Source organism: Streptomyces sp. NPDC051987 (assembly GCF_040680735.1).
GTDB lineage: Bacteria > Actinomycetota > Actinomycetes > Streptomycetales > Streptomycetaceae > Streptomyces.
In genome coordinates, this window is record NZ_JBFAXI010000069.1 from 18,338 (window position 1) to 42,943 (window position 24,606).

Below are 24,606 nucleotides of genomic sequence, written 5' to 3' on the forward strand. Positions count from 1 at the left end.
TAGGCGACGGGCTTGACCAACAGAAGAAAAGAGCGGCAGCCCGGGAAGAGAGCCGCCCTTTTCACCCTTCCCAGTTCACTTGTGTGTGCGAGTCAGCCGCACCATCGTCATTATCAGGCTGGCCCATCTCGGTCCACTCGCTTCGCGACGTCGGCGCGCACGGCATCAACCATGTGCTGATAGCGGGCGGCCATGGCTGTGGCCGACCACCCCATGAGACCCATGACGGCCCGCTCCGGGACACCCAGGATGAGTAGGACCGTGGCGGCTGTGTGGCGCGCGTCGTGCAAACGCCCGTCTCGAACTTTCACCTCTGCCAAAAGAGCCTTCCACTCGGTCCAGTCCCGGCGGTGGGACGGGCTACGGATGCGCAGAGGGGGCTCTGCCGACCGAGTCTGACCAGGCAGAACGGAAGGGCGGCACCCCCGAGGGGGTGCCGCCCCCGGTTGTTGGTGTGGCTATGGCCGCCGGGGGCGGGGGGCGGCTTCGGGGCGGCGGAGGCGGGTCAGGAGGCGGAGGGCCTGGGCGGCCGGGGGTGGGTCGGCGAGGTCGCCGGTGAGGGCCACTTCGACGCCGCCGCTGAAACGGGCGGTGTAGTTGTACATGAAGCCGCACAGGCACGCCAGGACGGTGCCCAGGAGGATCTCAAGGGCGACGACGCCCGTCGCGATGATCAGCGTCTCCCACGGGGTCGGCCACTCGCCGGGGGCCACGATGTCCAGCAGCACCGACGTGGCGAGCGCGGCGCCAAGGACGCACATTCCGAGGCCCGCGAGGAAGAAGAAGCTCATCACCGTGACCGACCACGGGTTGGTCACGGATATGCGCATGCGGGTCGGCCTGCGCGGCGGGCCGTGCGGGAAGGCGTGGTCGCGGGGCGGCGCCGGCTGCGGCGACCCGTGTTCGGGTGCCGTCGGAGGGGGCGCCGTCGGTGGAGTCACCCTGCGTGACGTCATCCTGGGCCCCGGCTTTCGGGCCGTGCCGCGGGTCCTGATGCGCTTGGTTCGGCTCATGTCCGCTCCTTGGCTCATCCTCACCTGCGACGTTAGGGGGCGGGGGGCGGTCCCGCATCCCCGGTGGTGACGGTGTGTGACAGGGGTGGCCATCGGTTCGGGGGTGTCCCCCGTGCGAGCTACCGGCAGGTGTCCACTGAGCGGTGACGATCTCGGGGCGGCCGATCCGTAGCGTTCGGGCCAGTCGCGGCGCCCGGCCGCGGATCCTGTGAGGGGGTCATCATGAGGCTGGTCCGGCAGCTCCTGGCGGTCGCGGCGGTCGCCTTCGTCGGGGGGCAGGGCGTCGCGGCGGTGCAGGGGAACTGGTTCCTCACCCTGGTCCTCGGCCTGCTCACCGCCGTGGTCGCGGTGCTCGTCTACGGGTGGGTGGTACGGCGGACCGAGCACCGGCCGAGCAGCGAGGTGGGGCGGGACGGTGCGCGGGCGGCGTTCGGGCGCGGGGCGCTGATCGGTCTGGTGACCTTCGCGTGTGTCATCGGGAACATCGCCTTCCTCGGGGACTACACGGTCCACGGCGCGGGGTCGGTGACGGGTGCGGTGGGGTTGGTCGGGTACATGGCCGCCGCCGCGGTGACCGAGGAACTGCTCTTCAGGGGCGTGCTGTTCAGGATCGTCGAGGAGCGCACCGGCACCTGGATCGCGCTGGTGTCCACCGGGGTGCTGTTCGGGATGATGCATCTGCTCAACAAGGACGCGACCGTGTGGGGCGCCCTGGCGATCGCGGTCGAGGCCGGCGGCATGCTCGGCGCCGCGTACGCCGCCACCCGCACCCTCTGGCTGCCGATCGGCCTGCACTTCGGCTGGAACTTCGCCGAGTCCGGCCTCTTCGGCACCGAGGTCTCCGGCAGCGGCGGAGCGCAGAAGGGTCTGCTGGACGCCGCCACCTCCGGCTCGCAGCTGGTCACCGGCGGGCAGTTCGGGCCGGAGGCGAGCCTGTACTCGGTGCTGCTCGGGCTGCTGGTGACGGCCGCGTTCCTCCGGCTCGCCGGACGGCGAGGGCATCTGATGCCGCGTCGGCGCCGGGACGCCCAGGCCGGTGCCGTCGCTACACTGCACCGGTGATCAGTGCCCGTCGGGCGCCCGGGTGGTGGCGCCGGCTCGACGTCACGGTCCGAGATCTGCCGCTCGGGCTGCTGCTCCTGGCCGGGTCGTTCCTGCCGCCGCTGTCCGGCAAGGGGACCCAGGTCGGAGACGTGCCGACCCGCCCCTTCGGCGCGCTGACGATCGCGGTGCTCGGCCTGGAGTGCCTGCCGCTCGCCACACGCCGGCGGTGGCCGGCCGTCTCCCTCGCGCTGGTCTGCCTCGGCTTCGCCGTCGACCAGCTGCGCGGCTACCACTCGGTCGCGGGCAGCGCACTGCCGCTCGCCCTGATCAGCACCGGCGCCCATCTGGAACGGCGCCGAAAGGTCACCGCCCTGGCGTTCTCCGCGGCCTACGTGCCGTTGGCCGTCGCGCTGTACCGGCTGGGGTCGGGGGGCGAGACGGCGAGCGGGTTCGTGACGTTCTACCTGGCACTGGTCCTCGCCTGGGGCGTCGGGGCGTGGCTGCGCTCCACCCGGGCCGCGGAGGCGGAACGGCGGCGGCGCGTCGCCGAGGACACCCGTACCGCCGAACGCGCGCGCATCGCCCGTGAGTTGCACGACGTGGTGACCCACCACGTGACGGCGATGGTGGTGCAGGCGGAGGCGGCCCGGTATCTGACCGCGGCGCCGGACCGCCTCGACCAGACGCTGACCGCCGTCACCGACACCGGTCGGCGGGCCATCTCCGACCTGCGTCATCTGCTCGACCTGCTCAATCCCGACCACGGCACCCACATCGGTGGCGGCACCGGCGGCAGCACCGGCGGCAGCAGGACGCCGCCCGCCGGCCGGCTGCTCACGCTCGTGGAACAGACGCGCCGGGCCGGGCAGCCGGTGGAGTTCACCGAGGAGGGCACGCCGACCCCGTCGGCGGGCAGCGCCGACCTGGTGGCCTACCGGGTGGTGCAGGAGGCCCTGACGAACGCCCTCAAATACGCCCACGGCAGCCCCACTTCAATACGGGTGCGGCACGGCGGGAAGGAGATCACCGTGGAGGTCGGCACGGACGGGGCCGCCCCGGTCACGGCGTCCCCGGGCGGCAGCGGGCGGGGCCTGGCGGGTCTCCGGGAACGGGTGGCCGTGCTGGGCGGCGAGTTCAGTGCGGGGCGTGCGGACGACGGCCGCTTCGTCGTCCGGGCCCGGATACCCGCGGGGAGCCCGGCGTGACCGGGATGTCCGGCGGCACCGCCGCCGTCGGCGGTGGCGGTGGCGGTGGCGGTGGCGAGGCGCCGGTCCGGGTCCTGGTCTGCGACGACCAGGTGCTGGTCCGCACCGGGCTGGCGACGATCATCGACGCCCAACCGGACCTGGCGGTGGTAGGTGAGTGCGGGGACGGGCGGACTGCGGTCGACCTCGCCGCCCGGCTGCGCCCCGACGTCGTGGTGATGGACGTCCGGATGCCGGTCCTGGACGGCATCGAGGCCACCCGGCTGCTGGCCGGCGCGGGGGTGCCGCATCCCGTGAAGGTGCTGGTGGTGACGACGTTCAACCTGGACGAGTACGTCTACGACGCCCTGCGCGCGGGCGCCAGCGGCTTCCTGCTCAAGGACGCGCCCCCGGACCGGCTGCTGCACGGCATCCGGACCGTGGCCACCGGCGCGGCCCTGCTGGACCCCGAGGTGACCCTCCGGCTGGTGGGCCGGTACGCGGCCCGGATCCGGCCCTCCGACAGCGGGGCACCGCAGGACGTCCCGCTGACCCCGCGCGAGCTGGAGGTGCTGCGCCTGATCGCGGACGGCCGCTCGAACAGCGAGATCGCCGCGGCCCTCGTGATCAGCCCGGAGACCGTCAAGACCTTCGTGTCCCGCATCCTCGCCAAACTGGGCCTGCGCGACCGTGTCCAGGCCGTCGTCTACGCCTACCGACGGGGCCTGGTGACCTGACCGGCCCCCCGCCGCCCCGGCCCGGGGCGCCCGGCGCCGCTACAGGATCCCGCCCGCCTCGTCCTGGAACAGTTCCGTCCAGTAGTGCCAGTCGGCGTCCGTCGTCAGGGGGGTGGGGTCGATGGTGGCGAGGGTGTGGAGCATGGTCGCGGCGAGCTGGTCGTAGGCCTCGGTGGTGAGTTCGTGGTTCAGGTGCTCGTCGATGGTGCGCTCGTGGTGCAGGAGCCAGAGGGTGTAGGCGAGCGTGGAGATGTCCGTGTTGAGCGGGTAGAGGGCGGCCTCGGGCTCGGAGAAGTTGAGGACGGCGCCCGTGGTGCCGTCCACCACGAGGCTGTTGTCCTCGATCAGGTAGCCGAGGCGTATGAGCCGGTCGGCGTGGGCCGGGAGGTCGTCCAGGGGGAAGCCGCCGGGGTGGATGTCGGTGAAGTACTCCCGGAGGGTGGGGAGGGGGGCGTCCGGGTCGAGGTGGAAGAGGACCCCGTCCTCCGGGAGGCCGGTCTCGCGCAGGAAGCGGCGGGTCGGCTCGTGGGTGAGCGTGGGCGGGAAGTCGACCTCCTCGAAGCGGGCCACCCGGCCCTGCCCGAACTCCTGGTCCAGCAGCCGCACCGGCAGGTCGACGGCGAGCCCGGAGTCCGTGCCGGGGCCCGCGATCAGGCTGAGGGGGCGGATCAGGGCCGTCGCCTTCCAGTACGGCGGGACGCGGCCGGCCGTGCCCTCCTCGAAGAGCTCCAGGAGCTTGCGGGAGGCCTCGGTCGCCGCCTTGGTGCCGTACGTCCCGGCGAGGGAGGCGAAACGGCCGCGCAGGCCCGTCAGTTCCTCGGTGACCGCGGCGAAGCGCAGCAGCGTCTCCAGCGAGGGCGCCAGCGGGCGGGGGTCGGTGGGGTCGATCAGGTAGGCGGTGCTGATCTCGCCGGTGCCGCCGTCGAGCAGGATCGACTCGGTGTCCAGGCCGGCCGGGGCCAGCAGCTCGCCTATCACCAGGCGGTCCCGGAGCTCCTCCGCGAGCCGGGTCGGGCCGTCGGTGACGTCCGCCAGAGTGCGCAGGCCGATGGTGCGCAGCGGCTCGAAGGTGAGCAGGCCGCCGCCGTCGGGCAGTCCGGGGCCGGCCAGACGGCTGCGGGTGGGTTCGTGCGTGATGTACCGGTCCAGTTCGGCCTCGGTCAGCGTGATCGCCGTCGCCCCGCTGCCGGTCGTGCTGGTCGTGCTCATCGCCGCCCCCGCGATCAGAGAGTTCAAAAATTTCACGTCGTATGAGAAGTCTGATGGAAAGTCCGGTGAGGAGTCCGTCGGACGGGTGTCCCCCCACAGACCAGAACACTACGCCGAGGCACTGACAACGCCCCGCGGACAATGACGTCAGGCGGCCCTGGTCCGTTCCGTCCCGGTGCGAATCGCTGTCACCGTCTGTTCCACGGTGAGGTCCGAGGTGTCCAGCCAGAGCCCCAACGGCTGGGTGCGCAGGCGGAGTTACGCGTGCGGCGGAAGAGGTCGCCGGGGACGTGGACGGACCGGGGCAGGCACTCGGCCAGGGCCTGGGCGACGGTCGACGTCCCCGCGGCCATCACTCCCGCGACGACCACGACCCCGGACAGGCTCACTGGCCCGTGACCACCGCCGCCTGCGGGCGGACGGGGAGGCGGTTGACCGGGCGGCCGGTGGCCGCGCGGACGGCGGAGGCGACGGCGGCCGGGGAGGTCACCACCGGCACGGCGCTGACCGACTTGGCGCCGAAGGGGGCGACCACGTCCCGTTCCTCGACGAGCTTGACGATCCGGATGTCGGGCGCGTCGAGGGCGGTCGGCAGGGCGTACCCGGTGAGGTCGGGGTGGCGGATCAGACCGCGCGGGGTGCGCAGGTTCTCCGTGAGGGCGATGCCCACACCCTGGGTGACACCGGCCTCGATACGGGCGTTCAGCTGCGCCGGGTTGAGGATCCGGCCGACGTCCTGGGCGACGGCGAGCTCCACCACCCGGACCGACCCGAGCTCGATGTCCACGTCGACGACCGCGCGGATCGCGCAGAAGGCGAGGCCGACGAACGCGTCCCCCTGGCCCTCGGCGTCCAGCGGCTCGGTCGGGTGCGGGCGGCACTGGGCGGTCGCCCACAGCTCCTTGCCGTCCAGCGCCTCGGTGACGGTGGTCGACAGCACGCCGTCGTACGACGTGATCTTGCCGTCGGTGATCTGGAGCAGCTCGGTCGACATGCCGAACTTGTGGGCGAGGGGCTGCAGGAGCTGGGTACGGACCATCTTCGCGGCGCGCTCCACCGCTCCGCCCGACACCCAGGTGTGCCGGCCCCGGCAGCCCGCGCCCGCCGGCGGCTGGTCGGTGTCGACGGGCGCGACGTGCACCTCGTCGATGCCGAGGGTCTCCTGGACGATCTGGCGGGCCAGCGTGGTGAAGCCCTGGCCGGTCTCGACGGCCGCGCAGAGCACGGTCGCGATGCCGTCGTGGACCTTGACGGTGGCCGTCGAGACCTCGTCGGCGCCCTCAGCGCCGAGCATGTGCACCATGCCGAGGCCGTAGCCGACGCCCCGGCGCACCGCGCCCGGCTCGCCCGCGCCCTCGGGGCCGCCGGGCAGCAGCCACTCGTCCTCGGGCGTGTCCTTGGGCAGCGCGGGGAGCGGGAAGTCGCGGACCGCCTGGAGGAGTTCGGCGACGGGGGCCGGGCAGGTCACGGTCTGGCCGATGGGCAGGACGTCGCCGGTCGCGAGCGCGTTGCGCAGGCGGATCTCGGCGGGGTCCAGGCCGAGCCTCTTCGCCAGCTTGTCCATCTGCGCCTCGTAGGCGGCGCAGACCTGCATGGCGCCCTCGCCGCGGACGTGTCCGGAGGGCGGGTTGTTGGTGCGCACGGCCCAGCCCTCGATGAAGGCGTTCGGTACGACGTAGGGGCCGCAGGCGAAGGAGACGGCGGCGGCCAGCGACTCGGCGGAGGTGTCGGCGTAGGCGCCCGCGTCGAGCAGGATCTGCGCCTCGACCTTGACCAGCTTGCCCTCGGCGTCGGCGTGGTGCCGGTAGCGCAGCAGGGTGGGGTGGCGGTGGGCGTGGCCGAGGAAGGACTCCTCGCGGGTCGCCGTGAGCTTGACCGGGCAGCCGGTCTTCAGGGCGAGCAGGCCGAGCGGGAGCTGGAACCCCTGGTCCTCGCGGTCGGCGGTCGCGCCGGGCACACCGGTGACCACGATCTTCACCTGTTCGAGCGACAGGCCGTAGCAGGCGGCGGCCGTGTTGCGGTCGGTGTGCGGGTCGGTGGAGGCCAGGTACAGCTCGACCCCGCCGTCGGGGCGGGGCACGGCGAGTCCGGCCTCGGCACCGATGGGGGCGGGGTCGGCGCGGCCGATGCGGTACTGGCCCTCGACGACGATCTCGCCGGTGGCGTTCGCGTCGCCGTGCTGGAGCGGGATGTGCCGGATCAGGTTGCCGTCGGGGTGCAGCGGCTCGGCCTCGAAGGACAGCTCCGGGTCGATGACCGGTTCCAGCACCTCGTACTCGACGATGACGGCGGCGGCGGCCATCCGGGCCGTGTCCGGGTGGTCGGCGGCGACGGCCGCGATGGGCTCGCCGTGGTGGCGTACCACCTCGGAGGCGAAGACCGGGCGGTCCGGGGTGCCGCGGCCGTGGCGCGGGGTGCCGGGGACGTCCTCGTGGGTGATGACGGCCCGTACGCCGGGCATGTCGCGCGCGTGGCTGGTGTCGATTGACACGATGCGCGCGTGCGGGTGCGGGGAGCGCAGGACGGCCGCCCACAGCAGGCCCTCGGCCCACAGGTCGGCCGCGTACGGGAAGGTGCCCTCGGTCTTCGCGCCCGCGTCGGCGGCCGGCAGCGACACGCCGAGGCCGTGCGGCAGCGGCTCGGGGGCGGGGACGGGGGTCTCCGCGGCCGTGGTCGTGGTGACGGTCTCGTTGGTCACGCCTGGCCTCCGTCCGGGCCGTAGGGCTGGCCGTCGTAGCTCTGGCTCTGGTCGTCGAACCGCTGGTCCCCGCCGAAGGACTGGTCGCCGCCGAACGACTGGTTCCCGCCGAACGACTGATCGCCGCCGAACGACTGGTTCCCGCCGAACGACTGATCGCCGCCGAACGACTGGTTCCCGCCGAACGACTGATCGCCGGCGAAGGACTGGTCGCCGCCGAACGACTGGTTGCCACCGTACGACTGGTCGTACTGCTGCTCGTGCGGAACCCGGATTCCGGCCCCGAACGTGCCCGGGGAGTCGAACGCCGACGCGTGCACACCCCCGGCGCCCGGTCCCGCCTGATGGGGAATACGGGCCTCGTCGCCGTCCGTCTCAGCGTCGGCGGCGGCATGTGCCTCGCGCTCGGCGACGACCTCGCCGACGGCGTCCAGGACGCCCCGGTAGCCGGAGCAGCGGCAGAGGTTGCCGCACAGGGCCTGGCGGGTCTCCAACTCGGTGGGGGCGGGGTTGCCTTCGAGGAGGTCGTGGACGGTCATCGCCATGCCGGGGATGCAGAAGCCGCACTGGACGGCCCCGCAGCGGGCGAGCGCGCGCTGGACGTCGGAGGGCCGGCCGTCCGTGGCGAGGCCCTCGACCGTGCGGACCTCGCTGCCGGCCGCGGTGACCGCGGGGACCAGGCAGGAGGCGACCAGGCGGCCGTCGACCTGGACGTTGCAGGCCCCGCACTCGCCCTGGGAGCAGCCGTCCTTGGCGCCGGCCAGGCCGAGGCGTTCGCGCAGGACGTACAGGAGGGACTCGCCGATCCAGGCGTCGGTGACGGGGCGGTCGGCGCCGTTGACGCGCAGGACGTAGGAGGCGAGGGGGTGGTCGTCGACCGCCTCGGCCTCGACGTCGGGGTGTTCGCTCCCGGCCGCGCCGCTCTCGCCGTTCCCTGCGCTCTCGTCGTCGGGGGCGGGCGGCGGCCCCTGCGGGGCGGCGGACTCGCCGTCGGCGGCCTGCTCGTCGTGGGCGTGGCGGGAGCCGGCGGCGTGGTGGAGCGCTTCGGCCTCGCCGGCGTCGGCCGGGCCGCCGAACCCGGCGGGCCCTCCGGTCGCGGCCGGTTCACCGGTGTCGGTCTCCGCACCGGTGTCGGGCCCCGTGCCGGTGGGGTGCGGTTGGCCGATCTCCGCCCCCGCGCCCCCTTCGCCCGTTTCGCCCCCCGTCGGCGCGTCGGCCGCAGACGGCATCCCGGCGGCCTGGGAGGCGGGATCCGGGCTTCCCGTGCCGCCGCGGCCCGCGCGGGGCGCGGCGGGCGATCCAGGGCCCTCCGTGGGGCGTTCGGGGTGTTCCCACGCCTGCACCTCCGGCGCCCATGGCGCGGCGGCGCCGCCCGGCAGGGTCGCCGGCGGTGTGCCGCCCCACTGCTCCATGAGGGCGGATGTGGTGAACTCGCCCGATTCGTCCGGAACATCACCGCCCGCCACCGGGATCGACCACTGGCCGGTCACATCGTGACCGGGCGCGGGCGGCGGCTCCTCGTACGTCCACTGCTGCGTCGCGGCCGGGTTGTACGTGAACCGGTCGTCGGCGGGCCGCTCCTGGGGAACCGCGTTCGGGTCGGGCCACCGGGGGCCGTCGGCCGGCGCCCCCCAGGCGTCGGTGCCGGGCGCGGCCGTTATCTGCGGCGGCACATAGCCGTGGCCGGGCGCGGCCAGGGGGCTGTCGGCGGACAGCAGGGCCTCGATGCCGCCCTCGGGGAGCTTCACGAACGCGGTCGCGCCGTCGTCGTAGTCGCCCTGGGGCAGCGGGTCCCAGCGGCCGCCACCGCTCGCGGGCGCGCCCTCCGCGTGCTGGTCGTCGGTCATGACAGCGCCCTCCCCAGTGCTCGTCGGGCCAGCGCGGCGACAGTGCGCCGCAGGTGCAGTACGGCGGGCGGAAGCGGCGGCACCGAGCCGTCGGGCTCGGGCGCCGGGTCGGGGATGCAGGCGGCCGCGACGTACTCGCCGAAGGCGCTCAGCGCCTCGGGGACCAGCGCGCGGTCGTTGTCCCAGTCGATCAGCCGGGCCACCCACTGCTCGGCGTCCAGGGGCCGCAGCGGCATCGGCGCTATGGCGCCGACGGCGCATCGGACGCCGCGCCGCGCGGGGTCGAGGACGAGCGCCACGGAGGCCACCGAGCGGCCCGGTCCGGTGCGGCCGGTCGCCTTCAGGAAGACCTGCGGGGCGTGCAGCAGCGGCACCCGCACGAAGCCGATCAGCTCACCCGCGCGGAGCATCTCGACGCCGGCCAGCAGGTGCGACACCGGGATCTCGCGGCGGGATCCGCCCGGTCCCGCGATGATCAGCGTCGCCTCCAGGGCGGCGAGCACCGGCAGCGCGTCGCCGGTGGGCGCGGCGGTGGCGATGTTGCCGCCCAGGGTGCCGGCGTTGCGGATGTGCGGCGGACCGGCGGCCCGCGCGGCGGCGGCGAGGGCCGGGATCAGGGCCGCGAAGTCGGGGCGGCCCATGCGCGCGTGCGTGAGCCCGGCGCCGAGCAGGGCGTTGCCGTCCTGGTACTGCCAGCCGCGGATCTCGCTGATCCGGCCGAGGCCGACCAGGGCGGCGGGCCTGAGCTGCCCGGAGTTGACGGCGGCCATGAGGTCGGTGCCGCCCGCGACGGGGACCGCGGCGGGCATGGCGGTGAGGGCCGCCACCGCCTCGTTCAGCGTCGTGGGCAGCGTGACGGCGTGCGCCGCCTGCGGTGCGTGCGTGCTCAAAACCGGCTGCCCCTTCCCGCTGCCCCACCTGGTCCCACCTGTGTGGCCGTACGGTACGTGCTCACAGGGCGGACGTGGCAACTCTGGCACATCTTCGCAAGCCTCGAACGCACGGGTCCGCTAGGAGGCATTCGCCCACCTCACCGGCGACTTGGTCCGTTTTATCCACACCTCACCTGTGCGCGGCGATTGACACTCTTCGGTGACCCTTGGGCTCTTTTTCCATGACGTGTTCGGGACCGGGCTAGCGATTCGGGGGCGGCCCGTCGATCGGGCGGCCGGGGACGCCGGGGCGGCGCTGCCAGGGCAGCGGTCCGGCCGGTGGCCGGTAGGCGACCCCCAGGGCGTCGAGCCGCCGGTAGTGGGACGCCATACGGCGCTCGAAATCGGCGAAGTCCCGTTCCGCCGGATCCGGCAGGGCGCTCCAGGCGACCTCGGCGAAGGCCGCGAGCCGGGGAAAGGCCTGGTAGTCCACGCGCGCGTGGTCCTCCATCACCTCGGTCCAGACGTTGGCCTGGGTGCCCAGGATCCGCTGCGCCCCGGATTCGTCCAGCTCCGGCGGAACGGGCTCGAACCGGTACACGTCCTCCAGGGTGCGGACGTAACCGATCGGCACCGGCTCGTCGGCGCCGTCGGCCTGCCGGTGGTCGAGGTAGACGTGCTGCTCGGGGCACATCACGACGTCGTGCCCGGCCCGCGCGGCCGCGATCCCGCCGCCGTAGCCGCGCCACGACGAGACGGCCGCGCCCTCGGCGATCCCGCCCTCCAGGATCTCGTCCCAGCCGATGAGCCGACGCCCGCGCGCGGAGAGCCACTTCGCGAAGTGGCCGATGAACCAGGACTGCAGCGCGTCCTCGTCGGCGAGCCCGAGTTCCTCGATGCGCGCCTGCGCGGCCGGCGAGGCCCGCCACTGGTCCTTCAGGCATTCGTCGCCGCCGACGTGAATGAAGGTGGAGGGGAACAGCTCCAGCACTTCCTCGAACACCCCCTCGTAGAAGCGCAGGGTGTTGTCAGTGGGGGCGAGTACGTTCGGAGAGATCCCCCAGGAGTCCCAGACGGTGAGGGCGGTGGTGTCGATGACGTCGGTGTTGCCGAGTTCCGGATACGCGGCGATGGCGGCCTGCGAGTGTCCCGGCACGTCGATTTCGGGGACGACGGTGATATGCCGTTCGGCCGCGTAGGCGACGATCTCCCGGATGTCGTCCTGGGTGTAGAAGCCCCCGTGCGGCTTCTCCTCCCACAGGGGTGAGGCCCGGTGCCCGAATTTCGTGCGGGTCCGCCAGGAGCCGACCTCGGTGAGCCTCGGGTAGCGCCGGATGTCCAGGCGCCAGCCCTGGTCGTCCGTCAGGTGGAAGTGGAAGACGTTGAGTTTGTGCGCCGCCATGAGATCGAGATGGCGCAGGACGCCTTCCTTCGGCATGAAGTGCCGGGCGACGTCGAGCATCAGGCCGCGCCAGGCGAATCGGGGGGAGTCCTCGATCACCTGGTGCGGCAGGGCCCAGACGCGGTCCGGTTCGGCGGCGGACCGGCGATACGCGGCGGGGCCCAGGAGTTGCCGCAGCGTCTGGGCGCCCCAGAAGACGCCCGCCGCGCTGCCGCCCTCGACGAGGACGCCGTCCGGGTCGCTGACGAGGCGGTACTCCTCCGCGCCGAGACGGGGGTCGAGTTGGAGCCCGATGCCGTCGCCTTCGGTGTCGTCGAGTTCGCGCCCCTCGCGCAGCGGCAGACCGGTGGCCGCCCACAGGACGGTGCGCAGCCAGCGGCCGACGCCCTCCGCCCCCGGGCCCGCGCAGAGCCGGGAGCGCGCCGAAAGCCGCACTTCGCCGGATCCGGCGACGACAGTACGCGGCGCGGGAATCAGATCCATCGGGGAAATCACCTCAGTCCTTGACCGTTCCGCCCGGCCTCTGGACCGGGCGTCGCTGTACGCCTACGAAGAACACCGGCACCGCAATCGCCGTCGCCGTGACGGGCGCCATCGCCCTGCCCCAGCGACGCCGGCCGGGAAGTGCCGCCGTGGATGCACGACTTGGCGCACAGGAAGTCGTTCCGGACGGAGACGGGGAATGCGCGACCGGCCCGTCCCGTCGATGTGCGCGGCCCCCTCCGGCCCCTTCGACACCCCCTTTTCCGAAGTCCCGCACCGGGAAGTGCAGGAGGCCTCGCGGGCGCCGTCCGGGCCACCGGAAACGTGATCGGCAAGGCGGTCCGGAAGGGGATGCGGAATCGGGTCACGGAGGTCGCGACGGGAAAGACGATCAGCGCCGAGACGCAGGGGCGGGCGAATTCCCGCCGCCCGGAGATCGGCCGGAAGGAGTCCGGAGCGAAGGCGCCCAGGATCTTCCCATGGCGCGGAAACGCGACGCGTACGGCGGCCGCCGACGCGGCCCCCTCGGCGTCCGGCGGCCCCGGCGGGCGCCCGGACCCGCGCACAGGATTCACGACGGTCACAGCTCCTCCCCCTGCCGGCACGGCGGCTGCGGGCGGACCGGAGCGGGGACGGGAAGCTTCACGCAGTGCCCCTCCGGCAGCGCCGCTCAAGCGGGAAGAGCACACCGCATTGCAACATGTGCAACGCCGGTTCCGCTCCGCACAACACCACCGAGCCTACGGACCGCACGAGCCCGCCGACAAGAGGTCTGTACCACTCTCCCGGGCGGAGAGGGCTCGCGCCGCGCCGACGCGCGGGCACGGCAAAGGCCCCGGCCGCACGCCGAAGCGCGCCCGGGGCCCTTGACAGCCCAGCCGGGGGACGGGGCCTTACTTGCCCTCGCCGTCGCCGCCGCTGCCCATGGACTCGTAGATCTCCTTGCACATGGGACACACGGGGTACTTCTTCGGGTCGCGGCCGGGTACCCACACCTTGCCGCACAGCGCCACGACGGGGGTGCCGTCGAGGGCGCTCGCCATGATCTTGTCCTTCTGGACGTAGTGGGCGAAGCGCTCGTGGTCGCCGTCGCCATGGGACACCTGCGGCGTCGGCTCTACGAGGGTCCCCGTACCAGTCCCGCGCTCGGGCTCAAGAGTGCTCATAAACGCCAAGGGTACTGAAGCACCCGGACAACGGTTGAGAGAAGGGGCGCCGTCAGTTGAGCGAGGGGTCGTCCGGGTAGGTGGCCACCATCGCGAGTTCGTTGCGCTGGCGGCGCAGGACCTCGCGCCAGAGTCGTTCGGGGGACGGGGAGGAGACGTCGCCGGGTTCGGACTCGACGACGTACCAGGCGCCCTCGACCAGTTCGTCCTCCAGCTGGCCGGGGCCCCAGCCGGCGTAACCGGCGAAGATCCGGAGCGAACCGAGGGCCGAGGCGAGCAGCTCCGGCGGGGCCTCCAGGTCGACCAGGCCGATCGCGCCGTGCACCCGGCGCCAGCCGAGCGGGGCGCGGTCCCCGTTGGCACCGCCCGGGATGACCGCGACACCGAGCGCGGAGTCCAACGACACCGGGCCGCCCTGGAAGACGACCCCCGGCTCGCCGGCGAGGGAGGCCCAGCCCTCCAGGATGTCGCCGACGTCCACCGGGGTGGGGCGGTTGAGGACGACACCGAGGGAACCCTCCTCGTCGTGGTCGAGAAGGAGCACCACCGCACGGTCGAAGTTCGGGTCCGCCAGGGCGGGCGTGGCCACGAGCAGCCGCCCTGTGAGCGAGGACACCTCGGTCATGCCAGACATGATCCCGCATCTTCCCGCCGCGTGGGGAGCCAATCCGGGCCCGCGGGTGAATGCAGCTCAGGGCGGAAGGGAGCGCCCCCGGCGCACGGTCACGGACGGTGACCCCATGTGTCCGGTTCGGAACCGTTCGTGTTGTGACACAGCTATGACGCGGCTGGGTGGTCCTCGGGCTTACGGGAGGGGGCCGATGGGCGATTACTCTGTCTTTCCGGCCCTGCCCCACTCCATGGAACGCGAGATTCATGACCGTCAACGACGATGTCCTGCTTGTCCACGGCGGCACCCCGCTGGAGGGCGAGATCCGTGTCCGCGGTGCGAAGAACCTCGTACCGAAGGCCATGGTCGCCGCCCTTCTGGGCAGTGCACCGAGTCGGCTGCGCAACGTTCCGGACATCCGTGACGTGCGCGTGGTGCGCGGCCTGCTGCAGCTGCACGGGGTGACGGTGCGGCCGGGTGAGGAACCCGGTGAGCTGGTGCTCGACCCGACGTACGTGGAGAGCGCGAACGTCGCTGACATCGATGCCCACGCGGGGTCCAGCCGGATCCCGATCCTCTTCTGCGGCCCGCTGCTGCACCGGCTCGGGCACGCGTTCATCCCCGGCCTCGGCGGCTGCGACATCGGCGGCCGGCCGATCGACTTCCACTTCGACGTGCTGCGGCAGTTCGGCGCGACCATCGAGAAGCGCGCGGACGGCCAGTACCTGGAGGCGCCGAAGGGGCTGCGCGGCACGAAGATCCGGCTGCCGTACCCGTCCGTGGGGGCGACCGAGCAGGTGCTGCTGACGGCCGTGCTCGCCGAGGGCCTCACGGAGTTGTCCAACGCGGCGGTCGAGCCGGAGATCGAGGACCTCATCTGCGTACTGCAGAAGATGGGCGCGATCATCGCGATCGACACCGACCGCACCATCCGCATCACCGGTGTGGAGAAGCTCGGCGGCTACACCCACCGGGCCCTGGCGGACCGGCTGGAGGCCGCGTCCTGGGCGTCGGCGGCGCTGGCGACCGAGGGCGACATCTACGTCCGGGGCGCCCAGCAGCGCTCGATGATGACGTTCCTGAACACCTACCGGAAGGTGGGCGGCGCCTTCGAGATCGACGACGAGGGCATCCGCTTCTGGCACCCCGGCGGTCAGCTGAAGTCCATCGCGCTGGAGACGGACGTGCACCCGGGCTTCCAGACCGACTGGCAGCAGCCGCTCGTCGTCGCCCTGACCCAGGCGACCGGTCTCTCGATCGTCCACGAGACGGTCTACGAGTCCCGCCTCGGCTTCACCTCCGCGCTGAACCAGATGGGCGCGCACATCCAGCTCTACCGCGAGTGCCTGGGCGGCTCGGCCTGCCGCTTCGGCCAGCGCAACTTCCTGCACTCCGCAGTCGTCTCCGGCCCCACCAAGCTCCAGGGCGCCGACCTCGTCATCCCCGACCTCCGCGGCGGCTTCTCCTACCTCATCGCCGCCCTCGCCGCCCAGGGCACCTCCCGCGTCCACGGCATCGACCTCATCAACCGCGGCTACGAGAACTTCATGGAGAAGCTGGTCGAACTCGGCGCCAAGGTGGAACTGCCGGGCAAGGCACTCGGCTGACCATCCCTCCCACCCCGGCCCGGACCGACACCCTCCGGCCGGGGGTCCGGGGGTTGCCCCCGGGCAGACACAGCATGGAGAAGCTGGTCGAACTCGGCGCCAAGGTGGAACTGCCGGGCAAGGCACTCGGCTGACCACGCCTCCCACCCCGGCCCGGACCGACACCCTCCGGCCGGGGGTCCGGGGGTCGCCCCCGGGCAGACACAGCATGGAGAGAGCCGGTACGACGGTGGGGCGGCCCCCTGGTGGAGGGGCCGCCCCATCGTCGTTTGTCGCTGGTCCGCCGGACGTCTTCACGTCTTCGACGGGAACGCCCCGCAAGGGGCGCGGGGAACTGCGCGGCCGCCCACGACGGGCCCGCAGTCACTCACGGCGCTCAGGCGAAGCGCCCGGCTCACTTGCCCTTCGCGGATTCCTTCAGCTTCGAGCCCGCGGAGACCTTGACGCTGTACCCGGCCGGGATGTTGATCGGCTCGCCGGTCTGGGGGTTGCGCGCGGTGCGAGCGGCACGGTGGGTGCGCTCGAAGGTCAGGAAACCGGGGATGGTGACCTTCTCGTCGCCCTTGGAGACGATGTCGCCGACGACGTCGGCGAAAGCGGCCAGCACGGCGTCGGCGTCCTTGCGAGTCACCTCGGCACGGTCGGCCAGCGCGGCCACCAGCTCACTGCGGTTCATGTTGTTACTCCCGTGTTCTTCTTGCCATGGAGGCGTGCCACGCGGCGGAGCCGCATGTTGGGCCGGGACGCATCCTGCCCCCACCTGCGGCGGGAACGCCAATCCGGGTGCCGCCAATACCCTACGGGTGGGCCGAAGGGGGGGTTTCACGACGCGCCGGTCGGATGGCGTGGCAAGTTTCACAAATGTTTGCCTGGGGGCGACTGCCCCCAGACCCCCGCATCATGCGGGATGCGTCGCGTTTTCGGCTGCCGGACGGTGGGGGGTTGCTCACGCGGTTCCCCGCGCCCCTTCAGGGCGCTCCCGGCGAGGGCGCTTCTCAGGCGCCCTTCGCCGCTTCTCGCACCGCGCCCGCCACCGCTCCCGCGACCTTCTCGTTGAAGACGCTCGGGATGATGTAGTTCGGGTTCAGCTCGTCCTCCGTGACCACGTCCGCGAGGGCCTTCGCGGCCGCGAGCATCATGTCGGTGTTCACCGTACGGGACTGGGCGTCCAGGAGGCCACGGAAGACACCCGGGAAGACCAGCACGTTGTTGATCTGGTTCGGGAAGTCGGAGCGGCCGGTGGCCACCACGGCGGCCGTCTGGCGGGCGATCGCCGGGTCGACCTCGGGGTCCGGATTCGCGAGTGCGAACACGATCGCGCCCTCGGCCATGGCGGCCACGTCCTCGCCGTCGAGCACGTTCGGGGCGGAGACGCCGATGAAGACGTCCGCGCCGCGCACGGCCTCCTTGAGGCTGCCGGTCAGGTTCTCGGGGTTGGTGTTGTCGGCGATCCAGCGCAGCGGCGAGTCGGCGGGGGCGCCCACCAGGTCCTCGCGGCCGGCGTGCACGACACCGCGGATGTCGGCGACGACGGCGTTCTTCACGCCGGCCGCGAGCAGCAGCTTGAGGATGGCCGTGCCGGCCGCGCCGGCGCCGGACATGACGACCCGGATGTTCTCGATCGCCTTGCCGGTGCAGCGCAGCGCGTTCGTCAGGGCGGCGAGGACGACGATCGCGGTGCCGTGCTGGTCGTCGTGGAAGACGGGGATGTCGAGGGCCTCGCGCAGCCGCGCCTCGATCTCGAAGCAGCGGGGGGCGGAGATGTCCTCAAGGTTGATGCCGGCGAACCCGGGGGCGATCGCCTTGACGATCTCGACGATCGCGTCGGTGTCCTGGGTGTCGAGGCACAGCGGCCAGGCGTCGATGCCGGCGAACCGCTTGAAGAGGGCCGCCTTGCCCTCCATGACCGGGAGGGCGGCCTTCGGGCCGATGTTGCCGAGGCCCAGGACCGCGGAGCCGTCCGTCACGACCGCAACGGAGTTGCGCTTGATGGTGAGGCGGCGCGCGTCCTCGGGGTTCTCCGCGATCGCCATGCACACGCGGGCCACGCCCGGGGTGTAGATCATGGAGAGGTCGTCACGGTTGCGGATCGGGTGCTTGGACGCCATCTCGATCTTGCCGCCGAGGTGCATCAGGAACGTACGGTCCGAGACCTTGCCGAGGGTGACGCCCTCGATCCCGCGCAGCTGCTGCACGATCTGGTCGGCGTGGGCGGTCGAGCTGGCCGCGATGGTGACGTCGATGCGGAGCTTCTCGTGGCCGGAGGCGGTGACGTCGAGGCCGGTGACCGAGCCTCCGGAGGACTCCACGGCGGTGGTGAGCTGCGAGACGGCGGTTCCGCTCGCGGGCACCTCCAGCCGGATGGTCATCGAGTAGGAGACGCTGGGCGCCGTTGCCATGGCCGACTTCCTTCGTTGTTCACCGTGTCGCGGGTAGTGCCGTCCGATCGTCGCACCTACCGCCCAGTAGGCGTTAGCCGGGCCGGGTTTCGTGCCTATTGTTCGCACGAAGAAGAGGCCCACGTCACCGGGTGACGTGGGCCTCTTCGACGTTCATGACACCGACCCGCCATGCTCGCCTCGCGGCAAGTGGTCGCTCGCAGCGACTAAGGTTGGGCCCGGGGGCTTGGATCGAGCCGGTGTCACGACAAGGCTAACAAACGGATCCCGCGTGACCATTCCCGTCCGGCGACTTCACAGGAAAACCTGGGCCGAAGCAGCCCTGACGGGCGCGGCCGGGGACCTGTCCCCCGGCCCCCGGATCAGTCCCTGAGCAGGTCCGGAACCCCTGCCGCATCCGGTACGTCCCGTTCGCCCGAGACCACGGTCAGCTGTTGCGTCGCCCGGGTGAGGGCCACGTACAGCACGCGCAGCCCGGCCGGGGACTCGTCGGCGATCTCCGCGGGCGAGACGACGACCGTGGCGTCGTACTCCAGGCCCTTGGCCTCCAGGCTGCCGAGGGCCACCACCCGGTCGCCGAGCCCGGCGAGCCAGCGGGCGGCCTCGGCGCGCCGGTCCATGGCGACGACCACGCCGACCGTGCCGTCGACCAGGTCGAGCAGCCGCTCCGCCTCGCCCCGCACGGTCTTCTCCAGCGAGTCGTGGACCACGGTGAAGCGGGGCTCGACACCGGTGGAGCGGACGGCCGAGGGGGCCTTGGAACCGGGCATGGCGAGGGCCAGGACCTTGGCGGCCAGCTCGGCGATCTCGGCCGGGTTGCGGTAGTTCACCGTGAGTTCGAAGCGGCGGCGCGGGCGGCTGCCCAGGGCCTCGTCGCGGGCCTCGGCCGCCTCGTCCGGGTCGGACCAGGAGGACTGGGCGGGGTCGCCGACGACCGTCCAGGTGGCGTGCCGGCCGCGGCGGCCGACCATGCGCCACTGCATGGGGGTGAGGTCCTGAGCCTCGTCGACGATGACGTGGGCGTACTCGACCCGTTCCTGGGCGAGCCGTTCGGCGCGCTCGCGCTGCGACTCCTCGCGCGCCGGCATCAGCTCCTCCAGGCCGGTGAGCTGGTCCAGCGGGTCCGCCTCGCGCTTCTTGCGGGGGCGGGCGGGGGTGCCCAGGACGGCCTGGAGCTCGTCGAGCATGGCGATGTCGTGCACGGTGTGGCCGTCCCGCTTCAGGGAGCGGGCCACCCGGCGGACCTCGCCGGGGTTGAGGACGCGGCGGGCCCAGCGGCCGAGGCGTCTTTCGTCGGCCATGGCGGCGAGGACGGCCTGCGGGGTCAGCTCCGGCCACCAGGCGTCGAGGAACTCGATGAAGGAGTCCTCGGTGGCGACGTCCTCGTCGAAGGAGGAGCGCAGCTCGGCGGCGAGCTCCGGGTCGGAGTGCCGGCCGGCCGCGCCGGAGCGGGCCCACAGGGCGTCCAGGAGCAGCTTGCGGGCGCGGGGGCGGAGCAGGTTGACCGGGGCGGTGCCGCCCAGCGCGGTCTGCCTGATCCGGTCGAGGTCCTCCGCCTCCAGCTCCAGGCGGCGGTTGAAGGCGACCACCCGGAGCCGGTTCGGCGCGCCGTTCAGCTCCAGGGCGCCGCGGGCGGCCTTGCGCAGCACCCGCAGCATCCGGGAGGAGCCCTTGGCGCGGGCGGTGGCCGGCGTGTCGTACAGGGTCGCCTCGGCGCCCTCGACCAGGGAGCCGATGGCGCGGATGGCGACCTGGCCCTCCTCGCCCAGGGACGGCAGCACGCCCTCGGTGTACGCGACGAGCAGCGGGGTCGGGGAGACGATCAGGATGCCGCCCGCGTACCGGCGCCGGTCCTGGTAGAGCAGGTAGGCGGCGCGGTGCAGGGCAACCGCGGTCTTGCCGGTCCCCGGGCCGCCCTCGACGTAGGTCACGGAGGCGGCGGGGGCGCGGATGACCAGGTCCTGCTCGGCCTGGATGGAGGCGACGATGTCCCGCATGGTGTGGCTGCGGGCCTGGCCGAGGGCGGCCATCAGGGCGCCGTCGCCGATGACGGGCAGCGTGTCGCCGTCCAGGAAGGCGGTCAGCTCGGGGCGCATCAGGTCGTCCTCGACACCGAGGACCCGGCGGCCCTTGGAGCGGATCACCCGGCGTCGTACGACACGCCCGGGATCCACCGGAGTGGACCTGTAGAAGGGCGCGGCGGCCGGGGCGCGCCAGTCGATGACCAGCGGCGAGTAGTCCTGGTCCAGGACGCCGATGCGGCCGATGTGCAGGGTCTCCGCGATGTCCGCGGTGTTGTCGGCGCGGACCGCGCCCTCGGCGGGTTCCACGGCGGTGTAGGCGCCGTCGGGCCCCTTCTTGCCGTCCTTGCCGAGGAGCAGGTCGATCCGGCCGAAGAGGAAGTCCTCGAACTCGTTGTTGAGCCGGTTCAGGTGGATGCCCGCCCGGAAGACCTGCGCGTCCCGCTCGGCGAGGGCACCGGGGGTGCCCACCTGACCGCGCTTGGCAGCGTCGTTCATCAGGAACTCCGCCTCGTGGATCTTCTCCTCCAGGCGGCGGTACACCCGGTCGAGGTGTTCCTGTTCGACGCTGATCTCACGGTCCCGAACGGAGTCCTGGACCGAGTCCTGTACGGAATCCCGTTCGGAGCCGTGCGAGCCGACCGCGGATTGCTGAGCCTGAGCGGCCACCGGGCCCCCTTCTGACGTGCTGGGCAGCCGTCAACCGTACGCGAAGGGGACCCGCCGAAGCCAGGGGCCTGTCCGGCGGATCGTGCCGTGGACGCGGGACGTGGCACGCACACCACGTCCCGCTCACCGGCACGGACAGCCGCCGCCGATCTCCCGCGGCCTGATCCGCCGGTCAGGCGTTGGCGCTGACCGAGACGAGCTTCTTGCCGTTGAAGGTCATGACTTCGAAGTGGTCGATCTCGTTGGGGGTGAAGGCGGCGCCACCGTTGACGTAGAGCGGCTGCTTGGCCTTGTCCGTCTTGGCGTCCGCGAGGCCGTAACCCCAGTTCGGGACGGACCAGGAGGAGACCGTCTCCCGCTCGCCGTTCTTGCCCACGGCGATGAGCGAGCACTTCTCCGGGCCGGTGACGTTCTTGAGCTGGAGGACCGCGTGGGTGCCCCAGTCCTTCTTCTCCAGGGCGACGGTCGCGGTGACGTGGGTCGTCGGGTCCGTGGCCGTCATCTTGTCGGACAGGGTCTGGAAGGCGGCCTGGGCGGTCGTCCCGCCCGCCGTGTTCGAGGTGCCGTCCGACGATCCGCCGCTCGCCGCGAGCACGGCCAGCGGGCCGCCGACGATCAGCGCGACCGAGGCCGCGAGGGCGAAGAGGGTGCGCCGGCCGCGGGCCTTCCGCGTGTCGGCCACCTCCACGACGAGCTTCTCGACCATCCGCGGACTGGGTTTCGCGGACAGCGACTCGCCGATGGACGGCGTGCTCCCGGAGCCTGGCAGATCCGCCAGGGCCGCCAGCATGGGCTCCATTCCGGCCAGCTCGTCGAGCTGCTGGGCGCACCATTCGCACCCGGCCAGATGAGCTTCGAAAGCGGTTGCCTCGGCGTCGTCGAGAATCCCCAGCGCATACGCGCCGACGGTCTCGTGCTCATTGGGCACCGGAGATTCCTGCATGGCTCCAGACATACCCGAACCACCTGTGCCGAATCCGCCGTGCCCCCCGTACACACTCATCACGCCGTCACCCCCCGCTCCTCCAGAGCCAGCTTCATCGACCTGAGGGCGTAGAACACCCGGGAACGGACGGTGCCGCTGGGTATGCCCAGCGTCTCGGCCGCCTCGTTGACGGTACGCCCCTTGAAGTACGTCTCGACGAGCACCTCCCGGTGGGCCGGGGTCAGGTCGTCGAGCGCGTCCGACAGCGTCATCAGCCACAGCGCCTTGTCGATCTCGTCCTCCGCGGGGATGACCTCCAGCGGCGACGGATCGACCTCCTGCGGCCGGGCCTGCCGGCTGCGGTGACCGTCGATGACGATGCGGCGAGCGACCGTCACCAGCCAGGGGCGTACCGATCCGGTAGCTCGATTGAGCTGTCCGGCGTTCTTCCAGGCACGGATGAGTGTCTCTTGCACGACGTCCTCGGCACGTTGCCGGTCACCGGCGACCAGCCGAAGGACATACGCAAGGAGAGGTCCGGCGTGCTCCCGGTACAGAGCACGCATCAGCTCCTCATCAGGCTCCGAGGGCTGGGACATGCGATGTCGGGCCCTCGATCCACGTTCATTGGCCACGGCCGCATCCTTGCGCACGCCCACCTCCGGTGTCCGGGGGTTCCCCCAGTCGGTCGCTCCCCCATCGGTACGGAAGTGACTCACGGTGTGTTCAACAAGACCCCACATTTTTCTGCGAGGTGACATGACGAGCGGGACATGACCCCACATTCCCCCCGCGTGATCTTTACATTTCCGACACAACGTCGAAGGCGGCCGTGCTGCCCGTACTCGCCGGTCACCAAACGGAGTGTTGTCGAAATCACTTTCCCGGAACTTCGATGAAGATCCGACAGAAGCCGCGAATGGGGCGGGAGTTGGGACTGGTGTGACCGTGGTCACGCACGGGCGAGCGCGGCGCGGCGCCGGTGCCGGGCCACCCGCTCGCGGTTCCCGCAGACCTCGCTGGAGCACCAGCGGCGCCTACGGCCCCGGGAGGTGTCCAGGTACACCAGGGGGCAGTTGTCGCCCTCGCACTCCCTGACCGCCGCCCGCGCGACCGGGTCGGTGAGCAGCTCCACGGCGTCCCGGGCGACGGCGGCGAGCAGCCCGGCGCACTCCGGCGGCGAGGCCAACTCCCGCACCAGGAGTCCGTCCTCGCCGGGTACGGCGCGCGGGGCCGGGGGCGCGGCGACGCGGGCCAGCTCGTTGACGCGGGCGAGCGCGACGGCGAGGGCGAGGTCGTACGGCCGGTTCACCCTCGGCGTGGTCCGCCCCCGCACCAACTGCCCCACGTGATCGCGCAGTTCCCGGAAGCCGACCAGCCAGCCGGTGTCGGCGTGGGCCAGCGGGGTGCCCGGCGGGACGAGCCGGGAACCGGTGATCCAGGCCCGCAACGCCGTGAGTCCGTCGAGCCGTTCGCCGGGATGCGTGGTGGCGAGCAGATCCAGGCAGATCCGCCCGGCGTCGAAGCGCAGCTCGTACGGGGCCGCGGCCGTACCCAGTGCCATGTGCCTGTCACCGCCTAGGACAGGAGAACCGTTCTGTTCACAGTGCCCGGTACGGCGAGCGGCCGGAAGTCCTCGTACCGGTGTTCCGTCGTTGCGCGGGGGCCGCCACTGCACGGGGACCGCCGGTTCGTGAGGCCGACGGTTCACGAGGCCGACGGTTCACGAGGCCGACCGTTCACGGGAGTCGACGGTTCACGAGGCCGACCGTTCACGGGAGTCGACGGTTCACGAGGCCGCCGGTTCGCGCGTGCCGCCTGTTCATTCGCGGAGCCGCCGATTCGCGGAGCCGCCGGTTCGCGCGAGCCGCAGACTCACGGGAGACATCGCATCGCGGGCCCGCCGTTCCGTGTCCTCCGCCCTGCCGTGGCGGTCCCGCGCGACCCCGTGCCCGTCGGGGACGCCGGTGCACGGGGCGGGGGTCGTCCCCGTTCGGTCCGGATACTCCGGCAGGCCTCGCAGCTCCGGCTCCCGACCGTGACTCTGGGTCCTGCGAACGCACAGCGAGCCGCCCCAGGGGGGACCCGCGAGGGACGGCGGTTCAGGAGAGGACACGCTCATGAGCATGCGCACCCGGGTCGTCGCGATGGCGGCCGCCGTACTGCTGGGCGCCGGCGGCCTGGCCCTGGCACCGGCCGCGGCGGCCGCCGCCCCGCCGTACCACGGCATCGACGGCGGCGGCGCCGTCAGCGACGACTGGCAGGACGAGGAGAACCTCGGCGTCGACGACTACGCCGAGAGCAACGCCACGGCCCTCTGGCAGACCGTGCTGTGGGCGGACGGCGCCCAGTACCAGGACGACGACGGCGACCCGCATCCGTTCGAGAAGAGCAAGATCGACGGCTCGTTCGGCCCGGAGACCGAATCGGCCACCCAGTGGTGGCAGGAGCATTTCGGCCTGTCCGACAACGACGGCGTGGTCACCGAGCAGAGCTGGACCTTCGCCCAGCAGCGGCTCACCGGCCCGGCGGCGGGCAGCGTCGTCACGTTCCACGGCACGGCGCACAACGCCACGCTCAAGCGGATCAGCGGCAAGTACCGCGTACGGATCAAGGGCACCGGTTCCTGGAAGATCGCGTACTACGACCGGCTCGGCTGAGCACACCTCCGGGGTGGGGGGCCCCCCCCGCCCCCCCCCCCGCGGCCCCCCCCCCCCCCC

The 24,606-nt window shown here is 72.4% G+C and carries 19 protein-coding genes and 1 pseudogene; 5 read left to right on the plus strand and 15 right to left on the minus strand.

The window, feature by feature from the left end:
• Window positions 1–61: 61 nt before the first annotated feature.
• Window positions 62–365 (minus strand): annotated as a pseudogene (locus AB0M11_RS29330) (tyrosine-type recombinase/integrase); the annotation flags it as partial.
• Between the two features lie 93 nt (window positions 366–458).
• On the minus strand, window positions 459–830 hold the full coding sequence (locus AB0M11_RS29335) for a DUF3566 domain-containing protein (RefSeq protein WP_365710701.1): 372 nt from the start codon (window positions 828–830) through the stop codon (window positions 459–461).
• Window positions 831–1,235: 405 nt separating this feature from the next.
• On the opposite strand from AB0M11_RS29335, the gene AB0M11_RS29340 reads away from it, so the two are divergent.
• From AB0M11_RS29340 to AB0M11_RS29350, 3 genes are read left to right on the plus strand one after another with little or no spacing between them, the layout of a single operon-like run.
• A complete protein-coding gene (locus tag AB0M11_RS29340; protein WP_365710703.1) occupies window positions 1,236–2,075 on the plus strand; it encodes a type II CAAX endopeptidase family protein in 840 nt (279 codons plus the stop codon).
• The gene (locus AB0M11_RS29345; protein ID WP_365710705.1) at window positions 2,072–3,262 is read left to right on the plus strand and encodes a histidine kinase; all 1,191 of its coding nucleotides are present in this window, start codon (window positions 2,072–2,074) and stop codon (window positions 3,260–3,262) included. Before AB0M11_RS29340 ends, AB0M11_RS29345 begins: the two co-directional genes overlap by 4 nt.
• Window positions 3,263–3,267: 5 nt before the next feature.
• Window positions 3,268–3,978 (plus strand): response regulator transcription factor, encoded by a 711-nt coding sequence (locus AB0M11_RS29350; RefSeq protein WP_365710729.1) that lies wholly within the window; start codon window positions 3,268–3,270, stop codon window positions 3,976–3,978.
• A gap of 39 nt (window positions 3,979–4,017) precedes the next feature.
• Here the strand turns inward: AB0M11_RS29350 and AB0M11_RS29355 are convergent, their stop codons facing one another.
• From AB0M11_RS29355 to AB0M11_RS29385, 7 genes are all read right to left on the minus strand, one after another.
• Entirely contained in the window at window positions 4,018–5,187 is a 1,170-nt protein-coding gene (locus tag AB0M11_RS29355; RefSeq protein ID WP_365710707.1) for an SUKH-4 family immunity protein, read from the minus strand.
• A gap of 385 nt (window positions 5,188–5,572) precedes the next feature.
• Window positions 5,573–7,885 (minus strand): molybdopterin cofactor-binding domain-containing protein, encoded by a 2,313-nt coding sequence (locus AB0M11_RS29360; RefSeq protein ID WP_365710709.1) that lies wholly within the window; start codon window positions 7,883–7,885, stop codon window positions 5,573–5,575.
• Window positions 7,882–9,732, minus strand: a complete 1,851-nt coding sequence (locus AB0M11_RS29365) for a 2Fe-2S iron-sulfur cluster-binding protein (protein ID WP_365710711.1) — start codon at window positions 9,730–9,732, stop codon at window positions 7,882–7,884. The genes AB0M11_RS29360 and AB0M11_RS29365 overlap by 4 nt, the downstream gene beginning before the upstream one ends.
• Entirely contained in the window at window positions 9,729–10,622 is an 894-nt protein-coding gene (locus tag AB0M11_RS29370) for an FAD binding domain-containing protein (protein ID WP_365710713.1), read from the minus strand. Before AB0M11_RS29370 ends, AB0M11_RS29365 begins: the two co-directional genes overlap by 4 nt.
• Window positions 10,623–10,866: 244 nt before the next feature.
• Window positions 10,867–12,489: a beta-N-acetylhexosaminidase gene (locus tag AB0M11_RS29375; protein WP_365710715.1), complete on the minus strand. Its 1,623-nt coding sequence runs from the start codon at window positions 12,487–12,489 to the stop codon at window positions 10,867–10,869.
• Between the two features lie 893 nt (window positions 12,490–13,382).
• Window positions 13,383–13,655 carry a DUF3039 domain-containing protein gene (locus AB0M11_RS29380; protein ID WP_365710717.1) on the minus strand — a complete coding sequence of 91 codons (273 nt, stop codon included), beginning with the start codon at window positions 13,653–13,655 and terminating at the stop codon, window positions 13,383–13,385.
• A 52-nt stretch (window positions 13,656–13,707) separates the two neighbouring features.
• The gene (locus AB0M11_RS29385; protein WP_217545775.1) at window positions 13,708–14,280 is read right to left on the minus strand and encodes a YqgE/AlgH family protein; all 573 of its coding nucleotides are present in this window, start codon (window positions 14,278–14,280) and stop codon (window positions 13,708–13,710) included.
• A 251-nt stretch (window positions 14,281–14,531) separates the two neighbouring features.
• On the opposite strand from AB0M11_RS29385, the gene murA reads away from it, so the two are divergent.
• Window positions 14,532–15,872: a UDP-N-acetylglucosamine 1-carboxyvinyltransferase gene (murA, locus tag AB0M11_RS29390; RefSeq protein ID WP_365710719.1), complete on the plus strand. Its 1,341-nt coding sequence runs from the start codon at window positions 14,532–14,534 to the stop codon at window positions 15,870–15,872.
• Window positions 15,873–16,266: 394 nt separating this feature from the next.
• Here murA and AB0M11_RS29395 read toward each other — a convergent pair whose 3' ends face one another.
• From AB0M11_RS29395 to AB0M11_RS29420, 6 genes are all read right to left on the minus strand, one after another.
• Window positions 16,267–16,548, minus strand: coding sequence for an HU family DNA-binding protein (locus tag AB0M11_RS29395; RefSeq protein ID WP_089106629.1), 282 nt, complete (start codon window positions 16,546–16,548; stop codon window positions 16,267–16,269).
• A 319-nt stretch (window positions 16,549–16,867) separates the two neighbouring features.
• Complete coding sequence (locus AB0M11_RS29400; protein WP_365710721.1) at window positions 16,868–18,271, minus strand: NAD-dependent malic enzyme; 1,404 nt, start codon at window positions 18,269–18,271, stop codon at window positions 16,868–16,870.
• A 362-nt stretch (window positions 18,272–18,633) separates the two neighbouring features.
• Window positions 18,634–20,865 carry a UvrD-helicase domain-containing protein gene (locus AB0M11_RS29405; RefSeq protein WP_365710731.1) on the minus strand — a complete coding sequence of 744 codons (2,232 nt, stop codon included), beginning with the start codon at window positions 20,863–20,865 and terminating at the stop codon, window positions 18,634–18,636.
• 268 nt (window positions 20,866–21,133) lie between these two features.
• Window positions 21,134–21,964, minus strand: a complete 831-nt coding sequence (locus AB0M11_RS29410; RefSeq protein ID WP_365710723.1) for a zf-HC2 domain-containing protein — start codon at window positions 21,962–21,964, stop codon at window positions 21,134–21,136.
• Complete coding sequence (locus AB0M11_RS29415; protein ID WP_010039908.1) at window positions 21,964–22,485, minus strand: sigma-70 family RNA polymerase sigma factor; 522 nt, start codon at window positions 22,483–22,485, stop codon at window positions 21,964–21,966. Before AB0M11_RS29415 ends, AB0M11_RS29410 begins: the two co-directional genes overlap by 1 nt.
• Window positions 22,486–22,838: 353 nt before the next feature.
• A complete protein-coding gene (locus tag AB0M11_RS29420) occupies window positions 22,839–23,450 on the minus strand; it encodes an ABATE domain-containing protein (protein ID WP_365710725.1) in 612 nt (203 codons plus the stop codon).
• A gap of 556 nt (window positions 23,451–24,006) precedes the next feature.
• Here AB0M11_RS29420 and AB0M11_RS29425 point away from each other — a divergent pair.
• Window positions 24,007–24,546 carry a peptidoglycan-binding protein gene (locus tag AB0M11_RS29425; protein ID WP_365710727.1) on the plus strand — a complete coding sequence of 180 codons (540 nt, stop codon included), beginning with the start codon at window positions 24,007–24,009 and terminating at the stop codon, window positions 24,544–24,546.
• The last annotated feature ends 60 nt before the right edge of the window (window positions 24,547–24,606 follow it).

Bases quoted from the DNA above. Each gene is read 5' to 3' on its own strand.
- AB0M11_RS29335 (WP_365710701.1), bottom strand. From the start codon at position 830: ATGCGCATATCCGTGACCAACCCGTGGTCGGTCACGGTGATGAGCTTC.
- AB0M11_RS29340 (WP_365710703.1), top strand. From the start codon at position 1,236: ATGAGGCTGGTCCGGCAGCTCCTGGCGGTCGCGGCGGTCGCCTTCGTC.
- AB0M11_RS29350 (WP_365710729.1), top strand. From the start codon at position 3,268: ATGTCCGGCGGCACCGCCGCCGTCGGCGGTGGCGGTGGCGGTGGCGGT.
- AB0M11_RS29355 (WP_365710707.1), bottom strand. From the start codon at position 5,187: ATGAGCACGACCAGCACGACCGGCAGCGGGGCGACGGCGATCACGCTG.
- AB0M11_RS29365 (WP_365710711.1), bottom strand. From the start codon at position 9,732: ATGACCGACGACCAGCACGCGGAGGGCGCGCCCGCGAGCGGTGGCGGC.
- AB0M11_RS29375 (WP_365710715.1), bottom strand. From the start codon at position 12,489: ATGGATCTGATTCCCGCGCCGCGTACTGTCGTCGCCGGATCCGGCGAA.
- AB0M11_RS29380 (WP_365710717.1), bottom strand. From the start codon at position 13,655: ATGAGCACTCTTGAGCCCGAGCGCGGGACTGGTACGGGGACCCTCGTA.
- AB0M11_RS29385 (WP_217545775.1), bottom strand. From the start codon at position 14,280: ATGACCGAGGTGTCCTCGCTCACAGGGCGGCTGCTCGTGGCCACGCCC.
- murA (WP_365710719.1), top strand. From the start codon at position 14,532: ATGACCGTCAACGACGATGTCCTGCTTGTCCACGGCGGCACCCCGCTG.
- AB0M11_RS29395 (WP_089106629.1), bottom strand. From the start codon at position 16,548: ATGAACCGCAGTGAGCTGGTGGCCGCGCTGGCCGACCGTGCCGAGGTG.
- AB0M11_RS29400 (WP_365710721.1), bottom strand. From the start codon at position 18,271: ATGGCAACGGCGCCCAGCGTCTCCTACTCGATGACCATCCGGCTGGAG.
- AB0M11_RS29410 (WP_365710723.1), bottom strand. From the start codon at position 21,964: ATGAGTGTGTACGGGGGGCACGGCGGATTCGGCACAGGTGGTTCGGGT.
- AB0M11_RS29415 (WP_010039908.1), bottom strand. From the start codon at position 22,485: ATGTCCCAGCCCTCGGAGCCTGATGAGGAGCTGATGCGTGCTCTGTAC.
- AB0M11_RS29420 (WP_365710725.1), bottom strand. From the start codon at position 23,450: ATGGCACTGGGTACGGCCGCGGCCCCGTACGAGCTGCGCTTCGACGCC.
- AB0M11_RS29425 (WP_365710727.1), top strand. From the start codon at position 24,007: ATGAGCATGCGCACCCGGGTCGTCGCGATGGCGGCCGCCGTACTGCTG.